Source organism: Stenotrophomonas sp. YJH_SMC_131 (assembly GCF_059367975.1).
In genome coordinates this window covers 71382-92220 of the sequence record NZ_JCAFRJ010000008.1, presented here as the reverse complement: position 1 = coordinate 92220, position 20839 = coordinate 71382, and the positions used below count along the sequence as shown (strand labels likewise).

General features: G+C 67.9%; 19 protein-coding genes. 5 read left to right on the top strand and 14 right to left on the bottom strand.

Annotation, left to right across the window (positions count from 1 at the left end; translation table 11 throughout):
• Positions 1–100: 100 nt before the first annotated feature.
• From AC5P56_RS16465 to AC5P56_RS16455, 3 genes are read left to right on the top strand one after another with little or no spacing between them, the layout of a single operon-like run.
• Positions 101–1948: an amidohydrolase gene (locus AC5P56_RS16465; RefSeq protein ID WP_180835401.1), complete on the top strand. Its 1848-nt coding sequence runs from the start codon at positions 101–103 to the stop codon at positions 1946–1948.
• Positions 1927–3210, top strand: a complete 1284-nt coding sequence (locus AC5P56_RS16460; protein WP_481453769.1) for an alginate export family protein — start codon at positions 1927–1929, stop codon at positions 3208–3210. The genes AC5P56_RS16465 and AC5P56_RS16460 overlap by 22 nt, the downstream gene beginning before the upstream one ends.
• Positions 3204–4850 carry an MFS transporter gene (locus AC5P56_RS16455; RefSeq protein WP_288495281.1) on the top strand — a complete coding sequence of 549 codons (1647 nt, stop codon included), beginning with the start codon at positions 3204–3206 and terminating at the stop codon, positions 4848–4850. The genes AC5P56_RS16460 and AC5P56_RS16455 overlap by 7 nt, the downstream gene beginning before the upstream one ends.
• A 114-nt stretch (positions 4851–4964) precedes the next feature.
• Here the strand turns inward: AC5P56_RS16455 and AC5P56_RS16450 are convergent, their stop codons facing one another.
• The gene (locus AC5P56_RS16450; RefSeq protein ID WP_134809004.1) at positions 4965–5789 is read right to left on the bottom strand and encodes an alpha/beta fold hydrolase; all 825 of its coding nucleotides are present in this window, start codon (positions 5787–5789) and stop codon (positions 4965–4967) included.
• Positions 5790–5975: 186 nt separating this feature from the next.
• Here AC5P56_RS16450 and AC5P56_RS16445 point away from each other — a divergent pair, with 186 nt between their 5' ends.
• Complete coding sequence (locus tag AC5P56_RS16445; RefSeq protein ID WP_495231811.1) at positions 5976–6362, top strand: hypothetical protein; 387 nt, start codon at positions 5976–5978, stop codon at positions 6360–6362.
• Between the two features lie 75 nt (positions 6363–6437).
• Here AC5P56_RS16445 and AC5P56_RS16440 read toward each other — a convergent pair whose 3' ends face one another.
• The 13 genes from AC5P56_RS16440 to AC5P56_RS16380 all read right to left on the bottom strand — a co-directional run bounded on the left by AC5P56_RS16440 (position 6438) and on the right by AC5P56_RS16380 (position 19035).
• Positions 6438–7148, bottom strand: a complete 711-nt coding sequence (locus tag AC5P56_RS16440; protein WP_014647465.1) for a DUF2968 domain-containing protein — start codon at positions 7146–7148, stop codon at positions 6438–6440.
• A gap of 105 nt (positions 7149–7253) precedes the next feature.
• On the bottom strand, positions 7254–9404 hold the full coding sequence (locus tag AC5P56_RS16435) for a TadG family pilus assembly protein (protein ID WP_495231810.1): 2151 nt from the start codon (positions 9402–9404) through the stop codon (positions 7254–7256).
• 8 nt (positions 9405–9412) lie between these two features.
• Positions 9413–9874: a DUF3613 domain-containing protein gene (locus AC5P56_RS16430; RefSeq protein WP_049440896.1), complete on the bottom strand. Its 462-nt coding sequence runs from the start codon at positions 9872–9874 to the stop codon at positions 9413–9415.
• Entirely contained in the window at positions 9871–10761 is an 891-nt protein-coding gene (locus AC5P56_RS16425; RefSeq protein WP_032962555.1) for a tetratricopeptide repeat protein, read from the bottom strand. Before AC5P56_RS16425 ends, AC5P56_RS16430 begins: the two co-directional genes overlap by 4 nt.
• A complete protein-coding gene (locus AC5P56_RS16420) occupies positions 10761–11696 on the bottom strand; it encodes a type II secretion system F family protein (RefSeq protein ID WP_014647461.1) in 936 nt (311 codons plus the stop codon). The genes AC5P56_RS16425 and AC5P56_RS16420 overlap by 1 nt, the downstream gene beginning before the upstream one ends.
• A gap of 28 nt (positions 11697–11724) precedes the next feature.
• Positions 11725–12681 carry a type II secretion system F family protein gene (locus AC5P56_RS16415; protein ID WP_046431116.1) on the bottom strand — a complete coding sequence of 319 codons (957 nt, stop codon included), beginning with the start codon at positions 12679–12681 and terminating at the stop codon, positions 11725–11727.
• A gap of 2 nt (positions 12682–12683) precedes the next feature.
• Positions 12684–14033, bottom strand: coding sequence for a TadA family conjugal transfer-associated ATPase (locus tag AC5P56_RS16410; RefSeq protein WP_014647459.1), 1350 nt, complete (start codon positions 14031–14033; stop codon positions 12684–12686).
• Complete coding sequence (locus AC5P56_RS16405; protein ID WP_041863560.1) at positions 14018–15274, bottom strand: CpaE/TadZ family protein; 1257 nt, start codon at positions 15272–15274, stop codon at positions 14018–14020. Before AC5P56_RS16405 ends, AC5P56_RS16410 begins: the two co-directional genes overlap by 16 nt.
• A gap of 27 nt (positions 15275–15301) precedes the next feature.
• Entirely contained in the window at positions 15302–16660 is a 1359-nt protein-coding gene (locus tag AC5P56_RS16400; RefSeq protein WP_032962552.1) for a type II and III secretion system protein family protein, read from the bottom strand.
• 18 nt (positions 16661–16678) lie between these two features.
• Positions 16679–17713: a Flp pilus assembly protein CpaB gene (gene cpaB, locus AC5P56_RS16395; RefSeq protein ID WP_126412474.1), complete on the bottom strand. Its 1035-nt coding sequence runs from the start codon at positions 17711–17713 to the stop codon at positions 16679–16681.
• A 25-nt stretch (positions 17714–17738) separates the two neighbouring features.
• Complete coding sequence (locus AC5P56_RS16390; RefSeq protein ID WP_164077797.1) at positions 17739–18215, bottom strand: TadE/TadG family type IV pilus assembly protein; 477 nt, start codon at positions 18213–18215, stop codon at positions 17739–17741.
• Positions 18212–18757: an A24 family peptidase gene (locus AC5P56_RS16385; protein ID WP_126412472.1), complete on the bottom strand. Its 546-nt coding sequence runs from the start codon at positions 18755–18757 to the stop codon at positions 18212–18214. Before AC5P56_RS16385 ends, AC5P56_RS16390 begins: the two co-directional genes overlap by 4 nt.
• 89 nt (positions 18758–18846) lie before the next feature.
• Complete coding sequence (locus tag AC5P56_RS16380; RefSeq protein ID WP_005416979.1) at positions 18847–19035, bottom strand: Flp family type IVb pilin; 189 nt, start codon at positions 19033–19035, stop codon at positions 18847–18849.
• Between the two features lie 693 nt (positions 19036–19728).
• Here AC5P56_RS16380 and AC5P56_RS16375 point away from each other — a divergent pair.
• Positions 19729–20709 carry an AraC family transcriptional regulator gene (locus AC5P56_RS16375; RefSeq protein ID WP_032962548.1) on the top strand — a complete coding sequence of 327 codons (981 nt, stop codon included), beginning with the start codon at positions 19729–19731 and terminating at the stop codon, positions 20707–20709.
• The last annotated feature ends 130 nt before the right edge of the window (positions 20710–20839 follow it).

The following is a 20839-nucleotide window of genomic DNA, read 5'->3' as shown; positions in this document are numbered from 1 at the left end:
CGGCCGCCGCAACGTGGTGCTGGCCAGCGGTGCCGCGGTTGCGCTCGGCCTGGCCGGTCGCGCCGCTGCCGCACTCGATTCCACTTCCAAGGAGCGTCGCATGAGCACGCTGGTCATCCGCAATGCCCGCATCACCACACTCGACCCGCAGCAGCCGCACGCGCAGGCATTGGCCGTGCAGGAGGGCCGCATCGTCGCTGTCGGCAGCGATGAGGAGATCATGCGCGGCTGGGGCAATGAAGCGACCCTGATCGACGCGCAGGGCCGGCGCCTGCTGCCCGGCCTAAACGACAGCCATACCCATCTGATCCGCGGTGGCCTGAACTACAACCTGGAGCTGCGCTGGGACGGTTTGCGCTCGCTGGGCGACGCGCTGGACATGTTGAAGGCCCAGGTCGACCGCACCCCGGCACCGCAGTGGGTGCGCGTGGTCGGTGGCTTCACTGCCGCACAGTTCAACGAGAAGCGCCTGCCGACGCTGCAGGAGCTCAACGACATTGCGCCGGATACGCCGGTGTTCCTGCTGCACCTGTATGACCGCGCGCTGCTCAACCGCGCCGCGCTGCGCGCCTGCGGCTACAGCAAGGACACGCCGGATCCACCGGGCGGGCAGATCGTGCGTGACTCGCTGGGCAACCCGACCGGGCTGCTGCTGGCCAAGCCCAACGCGCTGATCCTGTATGCGACGCTGGCCAAGGGGCCACGCCTGCCGATCGAATACCAGGCCAACTCGACGCGCCACTTCATGCGTGAACTGAACCGGCTCGGCATCACCTCGGTGATCGACGCTGGCGGTGGTTTCCAGAACTACCCCGAGGACTACCAGGTCATCGAGCAGCTGCATCGCGATGACCAGCTGACGGTGCGCATCGCCTACAACCTGTTCACCCAGAACAAGGGCAAGGAAGTGGACGACTTCCGCGGCTGGAGCGAGATACTGCAGCCGCGCCAGGGCGATGACCTGCTGCGCCACAACGGCGCTGGCGAAATGCTGGTGTTCTCCGCGGCCGACTTCGAGCTGTTCAACGAGCCGCGCCCGGAACTGCCGCCTGAGCTGGAACCGGAACTGCACGATGTGGTGAAACTGCTGGTCGAGAAGCGTTGGCCGTTCCGCATCCACGCCACCTATGACGAGAGCATCACCCGCATCCTCGATGTGTACGAACAGGTCAACCGCGAGGTGCCGTTCGATGGCCTGCACTGGTTCATCGACCACGCCGAGACCATCACCCCGCGCAACATCGAACGCATCCGCGCGCTGGGCGGCGGCATCGCCGTGCAGCACCGCATGGCCTACCAGGGCGAAGCCTTCGTCGAGCGCTATGGTGTGCAGGCGGCGCGGCACACGCCGCCGGTCAAGCGCATGCTGGCCGAAGGCGTGCCGGTCGGTGCCGGTACCGATGCCACCCGCGTGGCCAGCTACAACCCGTGGGTGGCGTTGTCCTGGCTGGTGACCGGGCGCACCGTGGGCGGGCTGGCCCTGTATGGCGATGAGAACCTGCTCGAGCGCGAACAGGCGCTGCGCCTGTGGACCCAGGGCAGCGCCTGGTTCTCCGGCGACGAAGCGGTGAAGGGCACGCTGAAAGCTGGCCAGCTGGCTGATTTCATCCTGCTCTCGGCCGACTTCTTCCGCGTTGATGACGCGCAGATCGCCGACATCACCAGCCTGCTGACCGTGGTCGGCGGCCGCATCGTGCACGCCGACGGCGACTACGCCGGCCTGGCGCCGCAGCTGCCGCCGGCGATGCCGGACTGGTCGCCGGTCAACCGCTTCGGTGGCTACCACGTCGGCGGTGCTGCCACCGGATTGGCCGCCGCCCATCGCCACCATCACGGTGTCGCCTGCAGCACCCACGGCGCGCACGGGCATGCGGCCCGGCATGCGGCACCCACCGATGACCTGACCGCGTTCTGGGGCGCGATGGGATGCTCGTGCTTCGCCTTCTGAGCCTGGCGCTGCTGGCCATGCCATGGATGGCGCTGGCCTGTGACACCGGCCGCTGCACCGACATGGGCGCCGGGCAACTGCAATGGGACGCCTCGCTGCGCTTCAGGGGGATGTACTACGACCCGGCCCGGTTCGGTATCGGCGGCAGTGAAGACGGCTACGGTCTGCTGCGTGCACTGGCGTCGGCCACGTATGTCGAGGACAACTGGCAGGCACGGGTGCAGCTGGGCGTGCATGCCGAGAATGGCAAGGCAGGTGGACCCGGCCGCACCGACCGCAGCGCGCTGGACGTGCAGCAGGCGTACTGGCGCTGGCAGCGCGGTGGCTTCCATCTGCAACTCGGCCGGCAGGAAGCCGGCTATGGCAGCTCGCGGCTGTTGTCGGTGCGCGATGGGCCGAACATCCGGCTGGCATTCGATGGTGCCCGTGCAGGCTGGAAAGGCCGCCTCGGCACGCTGGACCTGATGGCGCTGCGACCGCTGGAGAACCGACCCGGCGCCTTCGATGACCGCGGCGAACGCGGTGCCCACTTGTGGGGCGCGTATGCGACCACCGCGCGTGGTCGTGGCCCAGGCCAATGGGATCTGTACCTGCTGGACTACCGTCGCGACGGCGCGCGCTTTGCCGCCGGCAGCGGCACCGAACGTCGGCAGACCCTGGGCGCGCGCTGGTTCGGCCAGGCTGGTGCACTGGACTGGAACAGCGAGCTGGTGGCGCAGGGCGGTGAACTGCGAACGACCGCCGGCACGCTCGCTATCCACGCCTGGACGCTGGCCACCGATACGGGGTGGCGCTGGACGGACCTGCCGCTGCAGCCGCGTCTGGGGCTGAAGGCCGACATCGCCAGTGGCGATGGCAATCTGCACGACGGCCGCCTGGGCACCTTCAATGCCTTGTTCCCGAAGTCGGCCTATTTCAGCGAGGCCAGCCTGCTGGCCCCGGCCAACCTGATGGACGTCCAGCCGACCCTGACACTGCGCCTGCACGACGCGCTGACCACGGAACTGGGCGTACAGATGGCCTGGAAGCATCGTCGCGCCGATGCGGTCTACACCACGCCGGCACCGCTGGTGGCGTTGCCGGGCAGCGCCGGCGGCGCGCGCCGCATCGGCACGCAGTACAAATCCGAAACCCGCTGGCAGGCCAGCGAACACTGGCAATGGCAGCTGCAGCTGGCCTGGGTCGATGCCGGGCCTGCACTGAAGCAGGCCGGCGGCCGGGACACGCTGTTCGCCTCGATCGTTGGAGCATGGCAATGGTGAACGCAACCGCGTCGCACCCCCCCGCACAGGCCGCAGGCGCCTGGTCCCCACTGAAGATCCAGATGTTCCGCTCGATCTGGCTGGCGATCCTGGCCAGCAACATCGGCACCTGGGTCAACGACGTGGCCGCCGCCTGGGTGATGGCCGAACGTACCGGCTCGCCGTTGATGGTGGCCCTGGTGCAGTCGGCCACCACCGTGCCGATCGTGCTGCTGGCACTGGCCGCCGGAACCCTGGCCGACATCGTTGATCGCCGCAGGTACCTGCTGGCCACGCAGGGTTGGATGCTGCTGGTCGCCGCCGTGATGGCGGCGCTGACCGCGATGGACATGCTGACCCCGCAGCTGCTGGTGCTGCTGACCTTCTGCATGGGCTGCGGTGCGGCGATGGCGATGCCGGCGCAGGCCGCTATCGTGTCCGAACTGGTGCCACAGCCGATGCTGGCCTCGGCGGTGGCGCTGAACTCGATCGGCATCAACATCGCGCGCTCGATCGGCCCGGCCATCGGCGGCGTGATCGTCGCCCAGCTCGGTGCGGTCTGGGCCTTCGGCTTCAACGCCATCACCTTCGCCGCGATGCTGTTCGTGGTGTGGGGCTGGAAGCGCGACCCGAAGCAGTCCAGCCTGCCGCCGGAAGGCTTCGGTGCGGGCCTGAAAGCGGGCCTGCGCTATGCCAGCCGCGCCGGGCGGTTGCAGGCGGTGCTGATCAAGTCGGTCGGCTTCTTCTTCTTCGCCGCAGCGATGAATGCGTTGCTGCCGGTGGTGGTGCGTGGGCAGATGCAGGGCGGGGCGGGCCAGTACGGCATGCTGCTCGGCTGCATCGGCATCGGTGCGGTGGGGGGTGCGCTGCTGCTGCCGAAGCTGCGCGCGCAGCTGGATCGCGACCTGCTGGTGCTGCTGGCGACCCTGTCGCTGGCCATGAGCCTGGTCGGGCTGGCGCTGACCCGAAGCTGGTACGTGCTGCCGCTGGTGATGCTGGTCAATGGCTTTGCCTGGATCACCGTGCTGTCGTCGCTGCAGATCGCGGCGCAGACCGCAGTGCCGGCGTGGGTGCGTGCGCGTGCGCTGGCGCTGTACATCATGGTGTTCTCTGCCGGCATGGCCGCCGGCGGCCTGAGCTGGGGCGCACTGGCTCAGCGCACCTCGCCGGAGCTGGCCCTGCTGGTGGCTGCCGCGGGTGCGGTCATCGGCGGGTTGCTGGTGTGGCGCGTGCGCATCGCCGGCACCGAAGACCTGAACCTGCGTCCGGCGGGGCACTGGCCAGCCCCCGAACTGTCGGTACCGGTATCCAATGATCGAGGCCCGGTGCTGGTGACCATCGAGTACCGCATTGACGATGCTGATCGCGCCGCGTTCCAGGCGCAGATGCGCGCACTGGGCACCATCCGCCGCCGCGATGGCGCCGTGGTCTGGGGCGTGGTCGAGGATGTGGCCACCCCGGGCATCCACCTGGAGTATTTCGTGACCCCGTCGTGGCTGGAGCACCTGCGCCAGCACGAACGCATCACCGCCGACGACAGGGCGATCCAGGAAGTGCTGCGCGGATTGCATCGCGGTGAGCGTGCGCCGGTGGTGCGCCACTTCGTGGGTGGGCATGACCCGCTGCCTGCCGCTGTGCCGCATCACCACAACGACATCTGACAAAAAAAGGGGACGGAGGGGATTAAGTCGTTTGTGCACAAACGACTTAATCCCCTCCGTCCCCTTTTTGCGATCGAAGGGGCGGCGGCACCGTTACAGTGCCGCCGCGGCACATCAACTGCGCGCGAACGCCAACAGGTCGGCGTTGAACTGCTCGGCGTGGGTGATGGTCAGGCCGTGCGGGGCACCGGCGTATACCTTCAGTTCGGCATTCTTGATGATCTGCGAGGAGAGCTTGGCCGAGGCATCGAACGGGACGATCTGGTCGTCATCACCGTGCACGACCAGTGCCGGCACGTCGATCTTCTTCAGGTCTTCGGTGTAATCCACTTCCGAGAACTCGTGCACGCAGTCGTACTGGCCCTTGACGCCACCGAGCATGCCCTGCAGCCAGAACGCATCACGCATGCCCTGGGTGACCGTGTTGCCATCGCGGTTGGCGCCGAAGAACGGGGTGGTCAGGTCCTTGAAGAACTGCGAACGGTCGCCGCCGGTGCCCTTGCGGATGCCGTCGAAGACCTCCAGCGGGGTGCCGGCCGGGTTGTCAGCGGTCTTGAGCATCAGCGGCGGCACGGCGCCGACCAGCACCACCTTGGCCACGCGCGTGCTGCCGTGGCGGCCGATGTAGTGGGCCACTTCGCCGCCGCCGGTGGAATGGCCGACCAGGATCGCGTCCTTCAGGTCCAGCGCCTCGATCACTGCAGCCAGATCGTCGGCGTAGGTGTCCATGTTGTTGCCGTCCCAGGTCTGGCTGGAACGGCCGTGGCTGCGGCGGTCGTGGGCGATCACGCGGTAACCGTTCTGGCCCATGAACAGCATCTGCGGGTCCCAGGCATCGGACGACAGCGGCCAGCCGTGGGCGAACACGATCGGCTGGCCGTTGCCCCAATCCTTGTAGAAGATGCGGGCGCCGTCGGCGACGGTGACGAAGTTGCTCATTGCAGGTTCCTTGGCGGAAGGGAGGGAAGGCACCGGCAGGCTGCCGGTGCCTTCGGCAGTACAGCGCAGGTGCCGGCGACGGACTTGCACCGCTGTGCTGGATTGCAGAGGATGTGACGCATATCGCTCTGGCGGGACCCGAGTCGCGCGCCGAGGATGTCCGCAGCCCGCCTGTGGAATGCCCGGATGCCCGCCACGCGATGGTCCCTGCTGTTGTGCCTGCTGTTGCCGATGGCCGCGCCGGCTCAGACCAATGTCTACAAATGCGTGGATGGACCGCATCCGGTCTACCAGCAGACACCCTGCCAGGGCCGGGCGGCGTGGCGCTGGGATGTCCCGGCGGAGCAGTCATTGTCCCGTGGGGCGGTGGTTCCCGCAGTCACGCCATCGAAGCCGTCGCGTCGCCCGCGTCGTGCCATCCGGGCGCAGGGCGCATTGATCACGATCAGTACGGATGCGGCGGCCTGCGAGCGTGTGCGCCGCCAGCGCGGACAGGCGCTGCTCAAACGTCGGCGGTTGGATTTCGTGCAGCGCCGGCAGCTGGATGACGCGGTCTACGACGCCTGCCAGTGAAGTGGTGCACTGAAGCGCCGAAAACAACAACGGCGCCCTGGGGCGCCGTCGTGTGCAATGCCGTGAGTGCAGCTCTCAGCGGCCGTCGCTGGTGGCGGCCGGTGCCGGCGAGGGCACGCTGTCCGGCTTGGGCAGGCTCAACTCCGGGTTGCCCTGTTCGGCCTGCAGGATCTGGATGCGGCGCTGCAGGGCGTCCAGCTGGCTGTTGGTGCTCTGCACATCGGTGCTGAGGCTGACTGCCTGCTGCTGGGCCTGCTGCAGGGCGGCGCTGACCTGCGCCGACTGTGCCTGCTGCTGTTCCATTTCCTGCTGCAGGGTGCGCAGGCGTTCTTCGTTGTAGGCCACCAGGCGCTCGGTGTAGCGCTTGCCGGCTTCCAGGCGGGTGGTGTCGATGTAGACCTGGGCCAGCTGCTCGGACTGCTGCGCGAAGGTGCGGTAGACACGTTCGGCGTTGTCCACCGCATCGGTCTTGATCACCCGCCAGAAGTTCTTCTCCTGGAACAGGGCGACGTAGTAGGTCAGGGTATTGGCGTTGAACAGCAGGCTGGCGCCGTAGTTGCCGTTGTAGGTGGTGCGCAGCTCGGTCAGCTGGCGCGAATCCATCAACTGCTTGAGCTCGTCCACGGTATTGCGCACCACCGGCGCGCTGCGCGCCGGTTCGGCTGCAGCCTCGCGGTCGCCACGCGCGGCCATCGCCGCCGGTGCCACCAGCATCATGGCCACGGCCAGCACTGCTGCGTTGCGCGCGTGCCGGGCGAAGACCGCGCCCCCTGAAGTTTCTCGCATGTCTAGACCATCCACGGATGAGTGTGGGTTGAGATGAAGGTGGTTCCCCGCCGGGAGTCTAGCATGGGCGCGGGCGCCGCCAAGGGCGGCGGTCACGGCGCGATTTCAATAGACCAGCTGTGCCGCGCTGCACTGGATCGACTGCACGTTGACGTCGGTCCGGCCCAGTTCCAGGCCCAGCACGCTGGCCAGCAGGTTGGTCAGCAGAGTGCCGACACTGTTGAGCACCGGTCGCAGTGCGGCCAGGATCGGCTTCAGCACGGTGCACAGCAGGCCGCTGCAGCTGACGCTTCCGTCCGGGTTGGCGACGCCGCTGCCACTGGCGCCATCGAGGAAACCCGCCGGCGCGGTCTGGATGTACGACGCCAGGTTGTTGCGCACGCAGCCGTTGTAGTCGATCAGGTTGCCGAGCAGGCTGTCGCAGCGGTTGATCAGCAGGCCGCCGACCAGCGAGCCGAGCAGGCCATCGAGCAGGCCCAGGCCCTGGCCGGTGACGGTCGTCCTGTAACCGGTCCACACCGAACCGTCTTCCCAGCAGGTGGTCAGGCCCAGCAGGCAGGGCTTGGGGACGCCATTCTTCACCGTCCAGTTGCCCAGCGGGGCGAGGTTGCGTGCCGGATCGCCATCGCGCAGCAGCGGGATGACCTGGTCGACGTTGTAGCGTCCGCCAGTGGGAAAGGCCGCCTGCAGGTAACGATCGGCCAGCGCCTTGGCCGTGTCGTTGGCACTCATGCCCTGCTTGGGCGAGCTGAGCATGCCCGACAGCACCCGCAGCAGCTCGTTGACCAGGCTCGACACTGCGTCACCGATCGCGAGCGGATTGATCCGGGTCGAGCCGGTCTCGCCCGCAGCCAGGGTCAGGTTCTGTGAGCCGGTGAGGGCGGGCAGGGTGATCCTGTCGTTGATCAGCGGCTGTCCCAGCAGCTTCAACAGCTGTTCGTTCTGCAGCGTGGCGTCGCAGACATTGGCCTTGGAGAATCGCTGTGCGGGGTCGACGTTGCCGACGCAGGCACGCAGCACCGATGAATCGACCTGGATGGTGGCCTTGGGGGGACTGCCGCCGCACTGGATGCCGGTCAGGGTACCCATGCCGTTGGCCACGTCGACGTGCAGCGGCAGGTGCAGGCGCGTGCCGAGCAGGTTCAGCAGCGGCCCAAGCGCGAACAGGTTGTTGCTGTCCACGTCCACCATCAGCCGCACCTGCGCATTGTAGGCGCGGGTGCCGACGCCGCCGATGGCGATCGACGGCGGCTCGACCACGCCGCCCTGGATGTTGATGCCCAGCAGGTCCAGCCCCTTGATCGTCACGCCGTTGCCATCGTTGGCGATGGAGATGGCGGTGCTGATCAGGTTGAGCACGTTGATCTTCGATTCCAGTGCGCTGCCGACGGTGCCGTCGGGTGAGACAACTTCCGCGAACAGCCCGCCGCCGCCGGCCTGGCTGCCGAGCACGATGTTGAGCTTGTTGATGTCCAGCTGGGTGGCGACCAGGTCGGACAGGGCGCGCAGCTGCACGCCCACCGTCGAGTCACGGCCGACCACGGTGGCGGTGGCATCGACCAGTTGCGCCAGCGAGATCTTGTTGACCGACAGCAGGCGGTTGAAATCGGCCACGCTGAGGTTGGCGCTCACCGGGATGTTGAGTGCCTTCAGCAGGCCGGATGGGGTGACGTTGGCCTGCGCCAGACCGTCATAGGACAGCACCGTGGCATTGCTGACATCCAGGCCGACCAGGCGCAGGGTCGACAGCAGTACGGAATCGCCATTGGTACGCAGCAGCTGCGAGCCCACCGCGAACACCGCCGTGGGCTCCGAGCGGCGGGCGACCGCCTGCACGCTGACGGTCGGCAGGCTGGGGTTCTGGCCGAAGAAGGGCAGCACGCTGCGCTCGGCGATCACCTGCACCGCATTGCGCGGGTTGCTGGCATCAACGCTGGTGACGAAACGGTTGCTGGTACCGCGGCTGGCACTCCAGTTGCCGCAGCGGACCTGCAAGGTGCCTGCGAACCTGTTCTGGGCCAGTGCGCTTTGCCGGGCGGCGCTGTTGTCGCTGTTGTCCGCGCTGCACAACTCCAGTCGCTGCGCGCCGGCCAGTGCGGCCAGATCGGCAACCTTCTGCGCATCGCGCTTGGCCCAGAACAGATAGCCGATCTCGATCAGGCCCAGCATCGCCAGCAAGGCCAGCATGACCAGCATCATGGTGACCGACATGCCGCCGCGTGCGCGGCCGAAACTGAACTGGCGTGGGCGTTTCATGGCCTACCTCAGCGTCCGGAGGAGGAGGCATCCTTGGACCGGGCAACATCGGTCTCAAAGAAGTCCGGGATCTCGTGTTCAAAGCTCTTCAGGTAACGCGCATAACTCAGGGTGGCCTGGTCACCCAGGATCGGCAGGCGCTGGCCGGCCTGCTGTCCCGACGCCTGCAGGCGGAACAGGTTGCGGGTGGCTTCGCCGCTCTGCAGGCGCGCACGCGGTGTTGCCGGCGGGGCACCGTCGGTTGCGGGGAGTGCCGGTGGCACCGCTGCCACCGCCGCGGATGCGGCGGGTGCGGCCAGCTCCACGGTGGGAAGCGGCTCGGCCTGCATCGGTGCTGCGGCCGGTGCCGACGGCAAGGGGCCACCTAGCATCTGTCCGGTCAATGGCTGTTGCTGGGCCTGCACGGCACCGGCAGCAAGCAGGCAGGACAGCACGGGCAACAGGCGTCGGGTCAGGCGCATCGCAGTCATGGTGTGCTTCCGGTCGGGTGTTCGGTGGTGCTGAAGCGTTCCAGCATCGACGGTGGCAGGCGCTGCGGATCGCGCTCGTCACGTGCTTCGCGGCGTGGTTCGGCTGCCAGCCGGGTGCTGCCCGACGCACGGGCGCCGTGTTCGCTGCTGGCCGCGGACGCAGGCGCAGGGGCGTTGACGGCGGCCGCCGCCTGCCGCTGCTGCAGGCGCGTGCGGATCTGCTGGGCCTGCTGCTGGATGCTGCGGCGCGTTTCGTCGTTGAGGTTGGCCTGTGCCGCCAGGCGCTCCGCGGTGGCCTGGTCGCCGCGCAGGAGCGCCCACAGTGCGAGGTTGGCCGTGGCCTTGGCGTTGCCTGGCGACAGTTCCAGGGCCTTGGCCAGCGGCTCGCGCGCCTGGTCGAACTGGCCGGCGCGCAGCCGCGCATAACCCAGGTCGCCCAGGTAGTCGGTGTTCAAGGGCTGCAGTTGCGTGGCGCGCGCCAGCGCCTGTTCGCTGCCGGCGTCGTCATCGCGGCGTGCAGCGATCAGGCCCAGGCCGTGGGCGGCCGCGGCGGCCTGCGGCCCGCTGGACAGCTCGCGATACAGCGCGACCGCTGCGTCGCTCTGGCCAGTCTCGCGCAGGGCGTCGGCCTGCAGCAGGCGCAGGGCGGGGCGATCACCATAGCGTTGGCGGAAGGCCTCCACGTGGGCGAGCGAGGCATACCAGGCGCCCTGCTGCTGCATGCGCTCGATCAGCTCCAGATAGGTGTTGCGGCTGTCCTGCGGATCGGGCTCCGGCGGCGCAAGGCTGGGCGCCCGCACGTACTTCGGCGTGGTCGATGCGCAGCCACTGGCCAGGGTGGCGAGGGCGACGGCAAGCAGCAGGCAGGGGGTGCGCAGGGCGGGCATCAGGGCGATCCCATCTTGGACATGGTGGTGGCCAGCGCGACCAGCGCTGGACCGGCAAGCACCAGCATCAGTGCCGGCAACAGGGTCAGCATCATCACCACGGTCATCTTCACCGAGAGCTTGCCGACCTTTTCCTTCAACGTGTTGCGGCGCTGCTCGCGCAGGCGGATGCTGAACTGGCGCAGCGGTTCCTGCACGGCGCCGCCGTGCGCATGCACCTGCAGGATCAGCTGCATCAGGCTGGCCAGGTCGTCATCGGCGTAGACCTCGCTCAAGCGCCGCAGTGACTGCGCGCGGGTGCGGCCGTGGGTGTAGGCCACGTTGGCTTCCTGCAGTTCGCCGCCCAGTACCGGCAACGCATCGCGCAGCTTGTCGCCCAGCGTCTGCAGGCTCTGGTCCATGCTGAAGCCCACGCCCTGCAGCAGGCGCAGCAGGTCGATCAGCAAGGGCAGTTCGTTCTCGACCGCGCGGCGGCGGCGCTTGACCCACGACGACAGCACGAACTTGGGCAGCAGCAGCCCGGCCGCCAGCGCACCGATCACCACCATCACCCTGGCCAGACCGTGCGCGCTGCTGAACGCCAGCGCCAGCGCCAGCACCAGCAGCGCAAGCAACAGGCGCAGGCCGAGATAGATGGCGGTGCCGCGGCGCGTGTTCCAGCCGGCCAGGTCCAGCAGCAGCCTGTCCTCGTTGGCCAGCAGCGCGGCCTCCAGGCGGCCACCACTGAGCGAGCGCCCGAAGCGCTCGAGCCAGCCCAGCGAGTCGCGGCGCGTGGCCTCGGTGTCGCGGGCTTCCTCGCGCGGCTGCAGGGCGGTCTTCAGCGCGGCCGAGGTGCGGTGCTCGCGATGGCTGCGCACCCAGCCGGCAATGCCGAGCAGGGCGACGCCCGCTGCCAGCACCAGCAGCGAAAGGGCGAACCAGGCGCTGGCGCTCATCGGGCACCTCCCGGGTAGCTGCGGGCGGTCATAGCGATTTGGCCAGGCGGTACAGCAGCAACGCCCCGAGCAGTTCCAGGCCCAGTGCGATCAGCAGGATCCTGTGGCCGAGCGGGTCATGCAGCACCGGCTGGAAGAACGCCGGGCTGGAGATCGCCATCAGCACCGCACTGGCCGGTGGCAGCAGCCCCAATACCCAGGCCGACATGCGGGTTTCCGACGTGGTGGCGGCCAACTCCTGCTGGGCCTGCTCCAGGTCGCGCATGAAATCACCCATGCGCTGCAGGATCTGGTCGGCGCGCCCGCCGATGCGCACGCTCACCCCGATCACCACCGCCAGCACCTTCAGCACGTCCATGCGGTACGGCTGTGCGGCCAGGCTCAATGCACGATCCAGCTCCATGCCGCTGCGCGCATAGCGCACCGTGGTGTCCAGCAGGCCGCGCAGTGGCGCGCTGGTCTGCATCGAAGACACCTGGAACGCGGCCTGCAGGCTGTTGCCCAGCGCGGTGAGGCGGACCAGGTTGTCGAGGAAGTCCGGCATCTGGTGCAGCAGCTGCGCGCGCAGTCTCGTGATCCGGCGCATCACCCACAGCCAGCAGCCCAGCAGGTACAGCAGAAGGGTCAGCGGAAACATCCAGGCCGTGCCCAGCCGCACCGCCGCCACGACCGCAAGCACCAGTCCCGGTACCAGCAGCATCAGTGGCAGCTTCCAGCCCGGCTGCAGGCCGGCGCGCTGCAGGACGCCATCCCAGGGTAATGCGCGGCTCCCACTGCTGGCGGGGCGGGCCGAATCGTTCGCCGCCGCAACGGCAGGCCCGGCCGGCACCGCACCGGCCGTGCTGCCGCGTGCCAGCTGCTGCTCGGTGTGCTGCAGCGAGGCCTGGCGCTGTTCACGGCTGCTGGCGGTACCCCACAGCCAGACGGCCAGCGCCAGCAGCACCGAGATGATGCTCAACACGCCCAGCAGCAGGCCGGTGCCCATGTTCAGAAGTCCCCGTAGAGTGATTCGCGCAGCTGCTGGCGGAACGGCTCCAGCTTGTGCGAATGCGGATGGAAGCCCAGGCCGATCCAGCGGTCGGTCTCGCGGCCGGTGCCATCGATCTGCACCTCGTGGCGGAACATCTCCTGGGTGGTGATCAGGTTGTCGCTGACCCCGGTGATCTCGGTGATCGAGACCAGCACCCGGCGCCCGCTGCCCAGTCGCGAGATCTGCACGATGAAATCAATGGCGCTGGCGATCTGCCGGCGCAGGCTGTCTTCGCTGCCCTGGAAGCCGGCAAACCCGGCCAGCATCTCGATGCGGTACAGGCAGTCGCGCGGCGTGTTGGCGTGGATGGTGGCCATCGATCCGTCATGGCCGGTGTTCATCGCCTGCAGCATTTCCAGCACTTCAGCGCCGCGCACTTCGCCGACCACGATGCGGTCCGGGCGCATGCGCAGGCTGTTGCGCACCAGGTCGCGGATGCTGACCGCGCCCTGGCCCTCGGCGCCGCCGATGCGGCTCTCCAGGCGCACCACGTGCGGATGGTTCAGCGAAAGCTCGGCGGTGTCCTCCACGGTGATGACGCGCTCATCGGCCGGCACGTAGCTGGCCAGGGCATTGAGCAGCGAGGTCTTGCCCGAGCTGGTGCCGCCGGAGACCAGGATGTTGCAGCGCCCCAGCACCATCGCCTTCAGCAGTGCCTGCATCGGTGCGTCGAAGGTGCCCTTGGCGAGCAGTTCGTCGGGGGTGAACGGGTCCTTGCGGAACTTGCGGATGGACACCATCGGTCCGTCCACCGCCAGCGGCGAGATGATCGCGTTGAGGCGGCCACCGTTGGGCAGGCGCGCGTCGACCATCGGATTGGAATCATCCAGCCGGCGGCCGAGCGGGGCGAGGATGCGGCGCAGGATGCGCAGCAGGTGGGTATCATCGGTGAAGCGCTGGGTGGCGCGCTTGAGCTGTCCGCCCTGCGAAACGTGCACGTCCTTGAAGCCGTTGATCAGGATGTCTTCGATGGAGGGGTCGTGGAGCAGGTCGTCCAGCGGGCCGAAACCGGTCAGCTCCTTGACCAGTCCCTCGGCGACCACCTGCATCTCTTCTTCGTTGATCGGGATGCGCCATTCCTGGATGAAGCCCACGGTCTGCACCTGCACCCAGCGGGCGATGGTGTCCGGGGCCCAGGAATCGATGTCGATGCGCTCGTCCTCGATGCTGTTGAGCAGATGCTCATGCGCGGCCGACAGCACCTTCTGGTACTGCTCGGTCTGCGCGAACGGCAGGTGGCCCGGGGCAGATTCGGGCAGTACCGGGCGGGCAACGGCGTGCGGGAACGGGGTTACCTTGTCTTCCATTGCGATCCACCCAGGGCAAGGGAGAGTCTTTCCCGCAGGCCATGCGGCTGGACCGGGCAGGCGGCCGGATCCAGGCGCGACACGAGCGGGGCGAGGGCACGCAGATAGGGGTCGCGCGGGGCATCCTGCAGCAGCAGGTGTCCCTGGCTGGCGGCCAGGCGCACGCGCGGTCGTTCGGGCAGCGTCGCCAGCAGCGGTACTTCGAAGCGGCGTGCGATCTGTTCCGGGCTCATGCCGCTGCTGTCATCGTGGCGGTTGATCACCAGTTGCAGGCGCTTCTCGCGCTCACGCTGGCCCGCCAGGTGCTTCAGGGCCTGGTCCAGAGAAACCAGCGTGGCGATCGAGGCATCGGTGACCAGCCAGATCTCGTCGGCCTGGTCCAGCAACAGGGGCGGAAGCTGCCGCAACGGGCAGCCGCCGGCATCGCACAGCACGCTGGCGAACACGCCGCGCAGGCGCTGCAGCAGCGCGCCAGGATCCGAGGGCGGAACGGCATCGCTGCCACTGGCACGATCCAGCAGCACCAGCCCGGAGTCATGGCGCGCCATGGCCGTGCGGGCGAGGGTGGCATCGATGCGGCTGGCATTGCGCAGCGCGTCTTCGTAGTGGAAGCGGCTGTCGAGATTGAGGTACAGCGCGAGGTCGCCGGAGGGCTGCGCCAGCTCCATCAGCAGGCCGTCCTGCTGCACGGCTTCGCCCTGGGCCAAGGCGCGCGTCTGCTGCGCCAGCACCGAAAGATGTGCGGCCAGGGTGCTGGTGCCGACGCCGGCGCGCACACCCAGCAGCACGATCAGGCGTGCCTTGTGTGCGTGCTGGGCAACCGCTGCCGGGCGCGGAGACAGGGCGCGCCGCAAGGCCGCCTCGATGCCTGCGTCGTCACTGTCCAGGTCCAGTACATCGCGCAGGCCGGCGCGCAGCGCGATCACCACGCCTTCGACCTGGCCGGCGCTGGTGGCGCCCACGGCCACCAGCGGCAGGTCCGGTTGGGTCTGCTGCAGCTGCTGCGCCAGCACGCTCGAGGCGGCCGCATGCTCGGGCCGGAAGTCGAGCAGCACCAAGCTCTGCGGGCCGCGTTGCAGGTCCTGGGCGGAGGTGGGGGCGTTGCTGTCCTGCCAATGCAGGGCGGTGCTCGGCGGCAGCTTGGCGGCCAGCCGGGGCAGCAGTTCGCGGTCGATGCCGTACAGGACCAGGTTCATTGGCGGTCCTTGCGGATGCAGCGGCTGGGCGGTGGCGTAGGGCATGGGCGTGGTATCGCAGGCATCATGGAGTCAGCGCGAGAATCCGGGCACCGGGTCCTGGCTGACCGGACCCAGCAACCAGGAACCCCACTCGGGGAGATGCGGCCTGGCTTCGCGCTCGCCGGGCAGCGGCAGTTCGGTGTTGCGCGCCAGTGGCTGCACCAGGCGCGGGGTGACGATGATCACCAGCTCCTTGTCCTGACGCTTGTAATCGAAGTTGCGGAAGAACGAGCCGATGATCGGCAGGTCGCCCAGCAGCGGAATCTTGCTGACGTTGGAGACGATGTTGGAGCTGACCAGGCCCCCGATGACGAAACTCTCGCCATCACCCAGCTCGACGGTGGTGTCGGCGCGGCGGGTGGTGATCGAGGGAATCTGCACGTTGTTGAGCACAATGGCATTGCTGTAGTCCAGGTCGCTCGCTTCGGGCGCTACCTTCAGCGCGATGCGGTTCGCTGCCAGCACGGTCGGGGTCACGGTCAGGCCGATGCCGAACGGCTTGTAGGTGATGGTGGTGGTGCCAAGCCCCTGCGGTTCCAGGATCGGCAGTTCGCCACCGGCCAGGAAACTGGCGCTCTGCCCGGACAGCGCCACCAGCGTCGGCTCGGCCAGTACGCGGGCCATGCCATTGGCCTGCAGCAGTTCGACATCGGCGTTCCACAGCCCCTTGGTCGAGCCGAAAACAAGGCGGAATGCCGAGGAAATCGGCGAGACGGCCTCGTTGCTGCTGTTGCCTTCCTTCATGCCGGGCAGCAGGCCGGTGTTGCCCGGCAACCCGGTGCCGGGCCGCGCGAAGCCGTAGGCGAAGCCGCCGTTGCGGTTCTGGAAGTTGATGCCGATCTGCTTCATCGCGGTCTTGTTGAACTCGACCACCTTGACCTCGACCTGGACCACACCGCCGCTGCTGATGGTGGACGTATCGGCAAGCGCACCTTCCTTGCCCAGTGCCATCGCCGCCGTGCGTTGTTCCTGCATGTGCGAGAGCACGCTGTCAGTGCTTCCCTGCAAAAGGCCCTGCTGGTCCTGCTGGGTGAACACCAGATCGTTGCCGCCGGTGCTGGCCGCACCCTGTACGGCGCTCTGCACCCGTACTGTCACCCGTTGCGGCTCGGCCTGCTTGCGGTGCCACAGCAGCAGGGTGGTGGTGCCGGGCATCCTGCCCACCAGCAGCGCCTGGCGCTGGCCGCGCAGCATCACGATGTCGGCAACGCCGGGGTCGGCAATGGCCACCCGTTCCAGGTCGGCCGGCAGGTTCCAGGGACGCTGCTCACGGGCCTGCAGCACCAGGTCATCGGCGGCCACGCTCGTTGCCGGTGCCAGCAGCACCAGCAGCAGGGCCAGCCACCGCTGGCGGGGAGAAAGGCGTGGACGGCGGCGACGTTCGGTCATGGATGCGCTCGATGCAGGTCAAAGGGAGCCACGGGGGGCGGAACTGTCGCCACGGATGATCTCGATACCCGAAGCGCGCGGGGCGCTGCGACGGGGCGCCGGCGCACGTGCGGGTGCATCCGCGTTGCTGCGTGGCGGGGCACTGCCGCGGCCGGCCAGCGCGTCGCCGTCGATACCGGCGAAGGCGTGGTTCTCCGGGCGCTGCAGTGCCAGCTGCTGCTCTGCGTCGAGCCCACGCAGCGGATCGATCACGCCGCGCGACTGAGGGAACAGTGCGAGGTCGGGCAGGCCCGTATCAGCGGGATTGCGCAGCGCCAGGAACAGCTTGCCCTGCTGCGCACCCAGCAGCAGTCGATTGGCGTCGGCCACCGGTACCGCCAGCACCGCGCTGCGCGCGGGTTGCGGGGCTTCATTGCTGCTGTGGCTGCCGCCACTGCCGGTGATGTCGGCCGCGCGCGGGTCGTTGCGGGTGTCGGCCTCGCTATTGGAGGTGGCTTCCGAGGCGACCGGCGCGATGTCCTGCTGCCCATAGCTCAGCACGCGCAGGCGCGACAGCAGCAGGCGCGTCTGCGCGGCTTCGGCGGGGCTGTTGATGCTGGGCTGGGCATTGCGCAGGTTGAGGAAGACGTCGACGAAGTCGCCGGGAAGGATGCGGTTGCCGGCACCGACCAGTTCGTCCACGGGCACGGCCAGTGCACGCTCGCCCGGCCGCAGCTGCAGCGAGAAGCCCTGTGCCAATGCGCTGCTGCTGACCGGGCTGCCTTCGGCGATGTCCTGCACCGGCACCTTGCCGACCACGGCGGCGATGCTGGTGGCGGCACCGGCGACGGGGGAGGTGCGCTGGGCCAGGCGCAGGTCGTTGGCGCTGATCGGCTCGCCCGCGGGCAGGCGCGCCACGGCTTCCACCACCGTGATGGCCTGCACTTCGTTGTGCGTGATCGGCGCGGCCGTGACCGGTGCGGCCGGTTTGCGCCCGATCATGAAGGCGATCAGCGCCAGCAGCACGGCCAGGCCGATCAGGGCGACGGCAGCGATGCGGGTCAACTTGAGCATGGAACCGTCTCCAAAATACCGGTCATCAGTTGCCGCTGCCGAGATCGAGCTGGGCGACCGCGACGCTGCGGATGGGAGCCTGCATCACCCACTTGTAGAGCGTGGCGGTGCCGGGCAGGAAGGGATGGCTGGCGTAGTCGTAGCTGACTGTCACGGTCATGCACTGGGCCGTGGCCAGGCCGGCGCAGGGCGCCTGCGCGGACACCACGATGGCATTGCTGCCCCCCGCGCTGCAGTCCACGTTCTGCTTGGAGAACTGCAGCAGCCATTGCATCGAGGTGCGTGCGGCGACGCAGGCGGCGGTGCGCCGTTCGCCGGCCGTGCCGTAGCGCAGCGAGGCGCGCGCGCCTTCGGCCGAGGCGGTGGCCAGGGTCTGCTGCGCTGCCATGATCATCACCCCGGAGAAGGTGAACAGCAGCAGCGGCAACAGGCCGAGCATCAGCATCAGGGCGAACTCGATGCTGGCGACGCCGCGTTGCTGGCGCGGGCTGCGGATGTTCATGGTGCACCTCCGTAGATGCTTGCCAGCACCCAGCCGATGGCGGCGAGTGCGAGGTAGGCGGCATAGGGAATGCCACGTCGTCCCTGGCGTGCGGTCTGCATGTCGCGCAGGGCCGGATGCGCGTGCCATTGCGTGCTGGTGCGATTCACCTGCATCTGCAGGTGGCCGGGCAGCAACACGCCCAGGCGCCGGCCCGCCAGCACCAGCACGGCGTGCAACCCGGCGGCGAGGCTGGCGACCAGCCAGACCGGAAGCAGCGCCTGCCAGCCCAGCATCAGCCCCAGCACGGCAAAGAACTTCACGTCGCCGGCGCCCATCCAGCGCAGGGCATAGAACGGCAGCAGCGCCAACAGGCCGAGCGCCGCGCCGGCAACGTGGGGCAGCCACGGCTGGCGCGGCGCACTGAACTGGCCGAAGACGATCACCACGGTGGCGATCACGCAAGCGGCGATCAGCCAGGCGTTGGGCACCCGACGGGCATACAGATCACTGATCGCGATCCGCAGGCATACGCCGATGGCCAACAATCCCAGCAGTGTCATCGCACACTCCGTCGTCCGTCACTGGACGGTCTTCGCCTGGTTCCATGCGCCCCACCGTCGCGGCTCTGCCGGCCGCGCGCGGTCGCCGCTCAGGTCGTCGAGCCCGACGCCTTGGTGGCCAGTGCGGAGAGGTTCTTGAACAGCGTTTCGAAGAACCCCTTGATCTGGTCGTTGCCGACCGCGATCAGGACACCAGCGATGACGGCAGCCAGCAGCCCGTACTCGAGCGCGGTGACACCGTCTTCTTCCTTCAGGAATTTGCGGATCGATGCGTTCATGACCAATGTCTCCCTCTACCTGTCTGCGGATGCAGTACACCTGCGTTGGGCGGTGGCCCGGCTCCGCCGGGATCGTCCGTGGGCCTCCGCGCGTCCTGGCGGAGGAGGCACGGCGGGATGGGCCCGCTGTGCTCAAGCAGGGTGATCGTCTCCAGGCAGGCCGCCAGCCGCACGGTCGCGACCGCTCGGCCCGGGGCCGGTGGTCGAGGCATCCAATGATGCGTGCGTGGTCATGCTGTCCCCCTGGGTGCGGCCGGATCAGTTGGCCGGATCACCGTGCTATCGACTTTGCCTGAATGGAAGTTGGCTGCAACAGGAACCTATATGCAAATTCGGCAGAAACCCCGCGATGCTGAAACTTTCAGGCCGTTTCTGTGACGAGAATCCGTTCGAAGGCAAAACGATTCATGGTCGTGCAGATTATGTGATTTCCATTTTCCGGCGCATGCGAAGACCGTGCCAATGGCGCCGACATTTTCTTCATCTGTGTATCTTTTTTCTTCATTGCAGCCCGCGGGTTTACCTTCGCCGATTATCGGGCATACTCGCATTCAAGCTGTTGCATTTCCATGGTTGGCCGCATCGGAGCCGATGCGGCCTGCACGACAACGGAAGTGGTTTCTGGATCGCTGCGCGCCCTGTCAGGCAGTGGGGGCCGCATCGCATGGCGGATCAACGGGGGACAACACTGTCATGGTCGATGGTGGGGTAGGAGACAGCGGCGACAGCGGCCTGCGGTCGATAGACCTGGCCACGCTGAGCGGCGTGCTTCGTGTCTGTGATGTCGAACTGCTGCTGCTCGATGGCAATGGGCCACGTGCGGCATTCGCTTCGCGCGTGCACGAGGAAGCCCTGTTCTGCAGCATCAGCTGCGGTTTCCACTGCCGCGGCCGTTTCATGCTGCCGCCGGACTGGGCGATGCTCGGGTACCTGCACGCCACCGATGAGACGCTGAGCTGGTGCCATGGCGTACCGCTCACGCCGGGGATGGCGTTGACGATCATGCCGGAAGGCATCAGTGAGTTCACCCTGAGCCCAGGCACGCACATGACCCTGATGCTGCTGCCGGTGGCACGGGTGCAGCGCAAGCTGACCGAACTGAGCCTGCGCAGCACGCCTCCCGCTGGCCAGGCACTGTCACTGTTCAATCTGGCCAGCGAAGGCACGCCGTTGGCACGCCACTACCAGCAGCTGCACCTGCAGCTGGGGCAGGGTGCAGGCCTGCAGCCGGAAGAAACTGAAACCCTGCTGCACGAGCATGTGCAGGCCCTTCTGGGTGCCGGTGCGGCGGATCGCCCGGGTTGCAGCCGTGCACGGCGTACGCATTATCTGATCGCACAGCGGGCAGAGAACTTCATGCGGCTCAACCTGCGCCGCAATATCTACATGAATGAAATCTGCGATGCGGCTGGGGTCAGCGAGCGCGGCCTGCGTTATGCGTTCGAGGACCTGTTTGGAACCTCGCCCAACCGGTATCTCTCCATGCTGCGCCTGTGCGCGGCCTGCCGCAGCCTGTCGATGGCCGATTCCAGCCGTCGCTCGGTGAAAGCCATCGCCCTCAGCTGCGGCCTGTGGGATCTTTCGCGCTTCGCCGACAATTACCGCAAGGTATTCGGCGAACTGCCGCGCGATACCCTGATGCGCGCGCCCGCGCAGATCGGCCAGCCGGCCTGAGCCAAGCCCCGCAAGGGTTCTCGCGGCATTCGTGCCGGAATTGCACATCCGCTTGCCGATCATGTTGCCGCTTCTGCATAAACGGCTGCCGATTCCGGCCGTGGATTTGCCGGAATGCGCGATTGCCGTG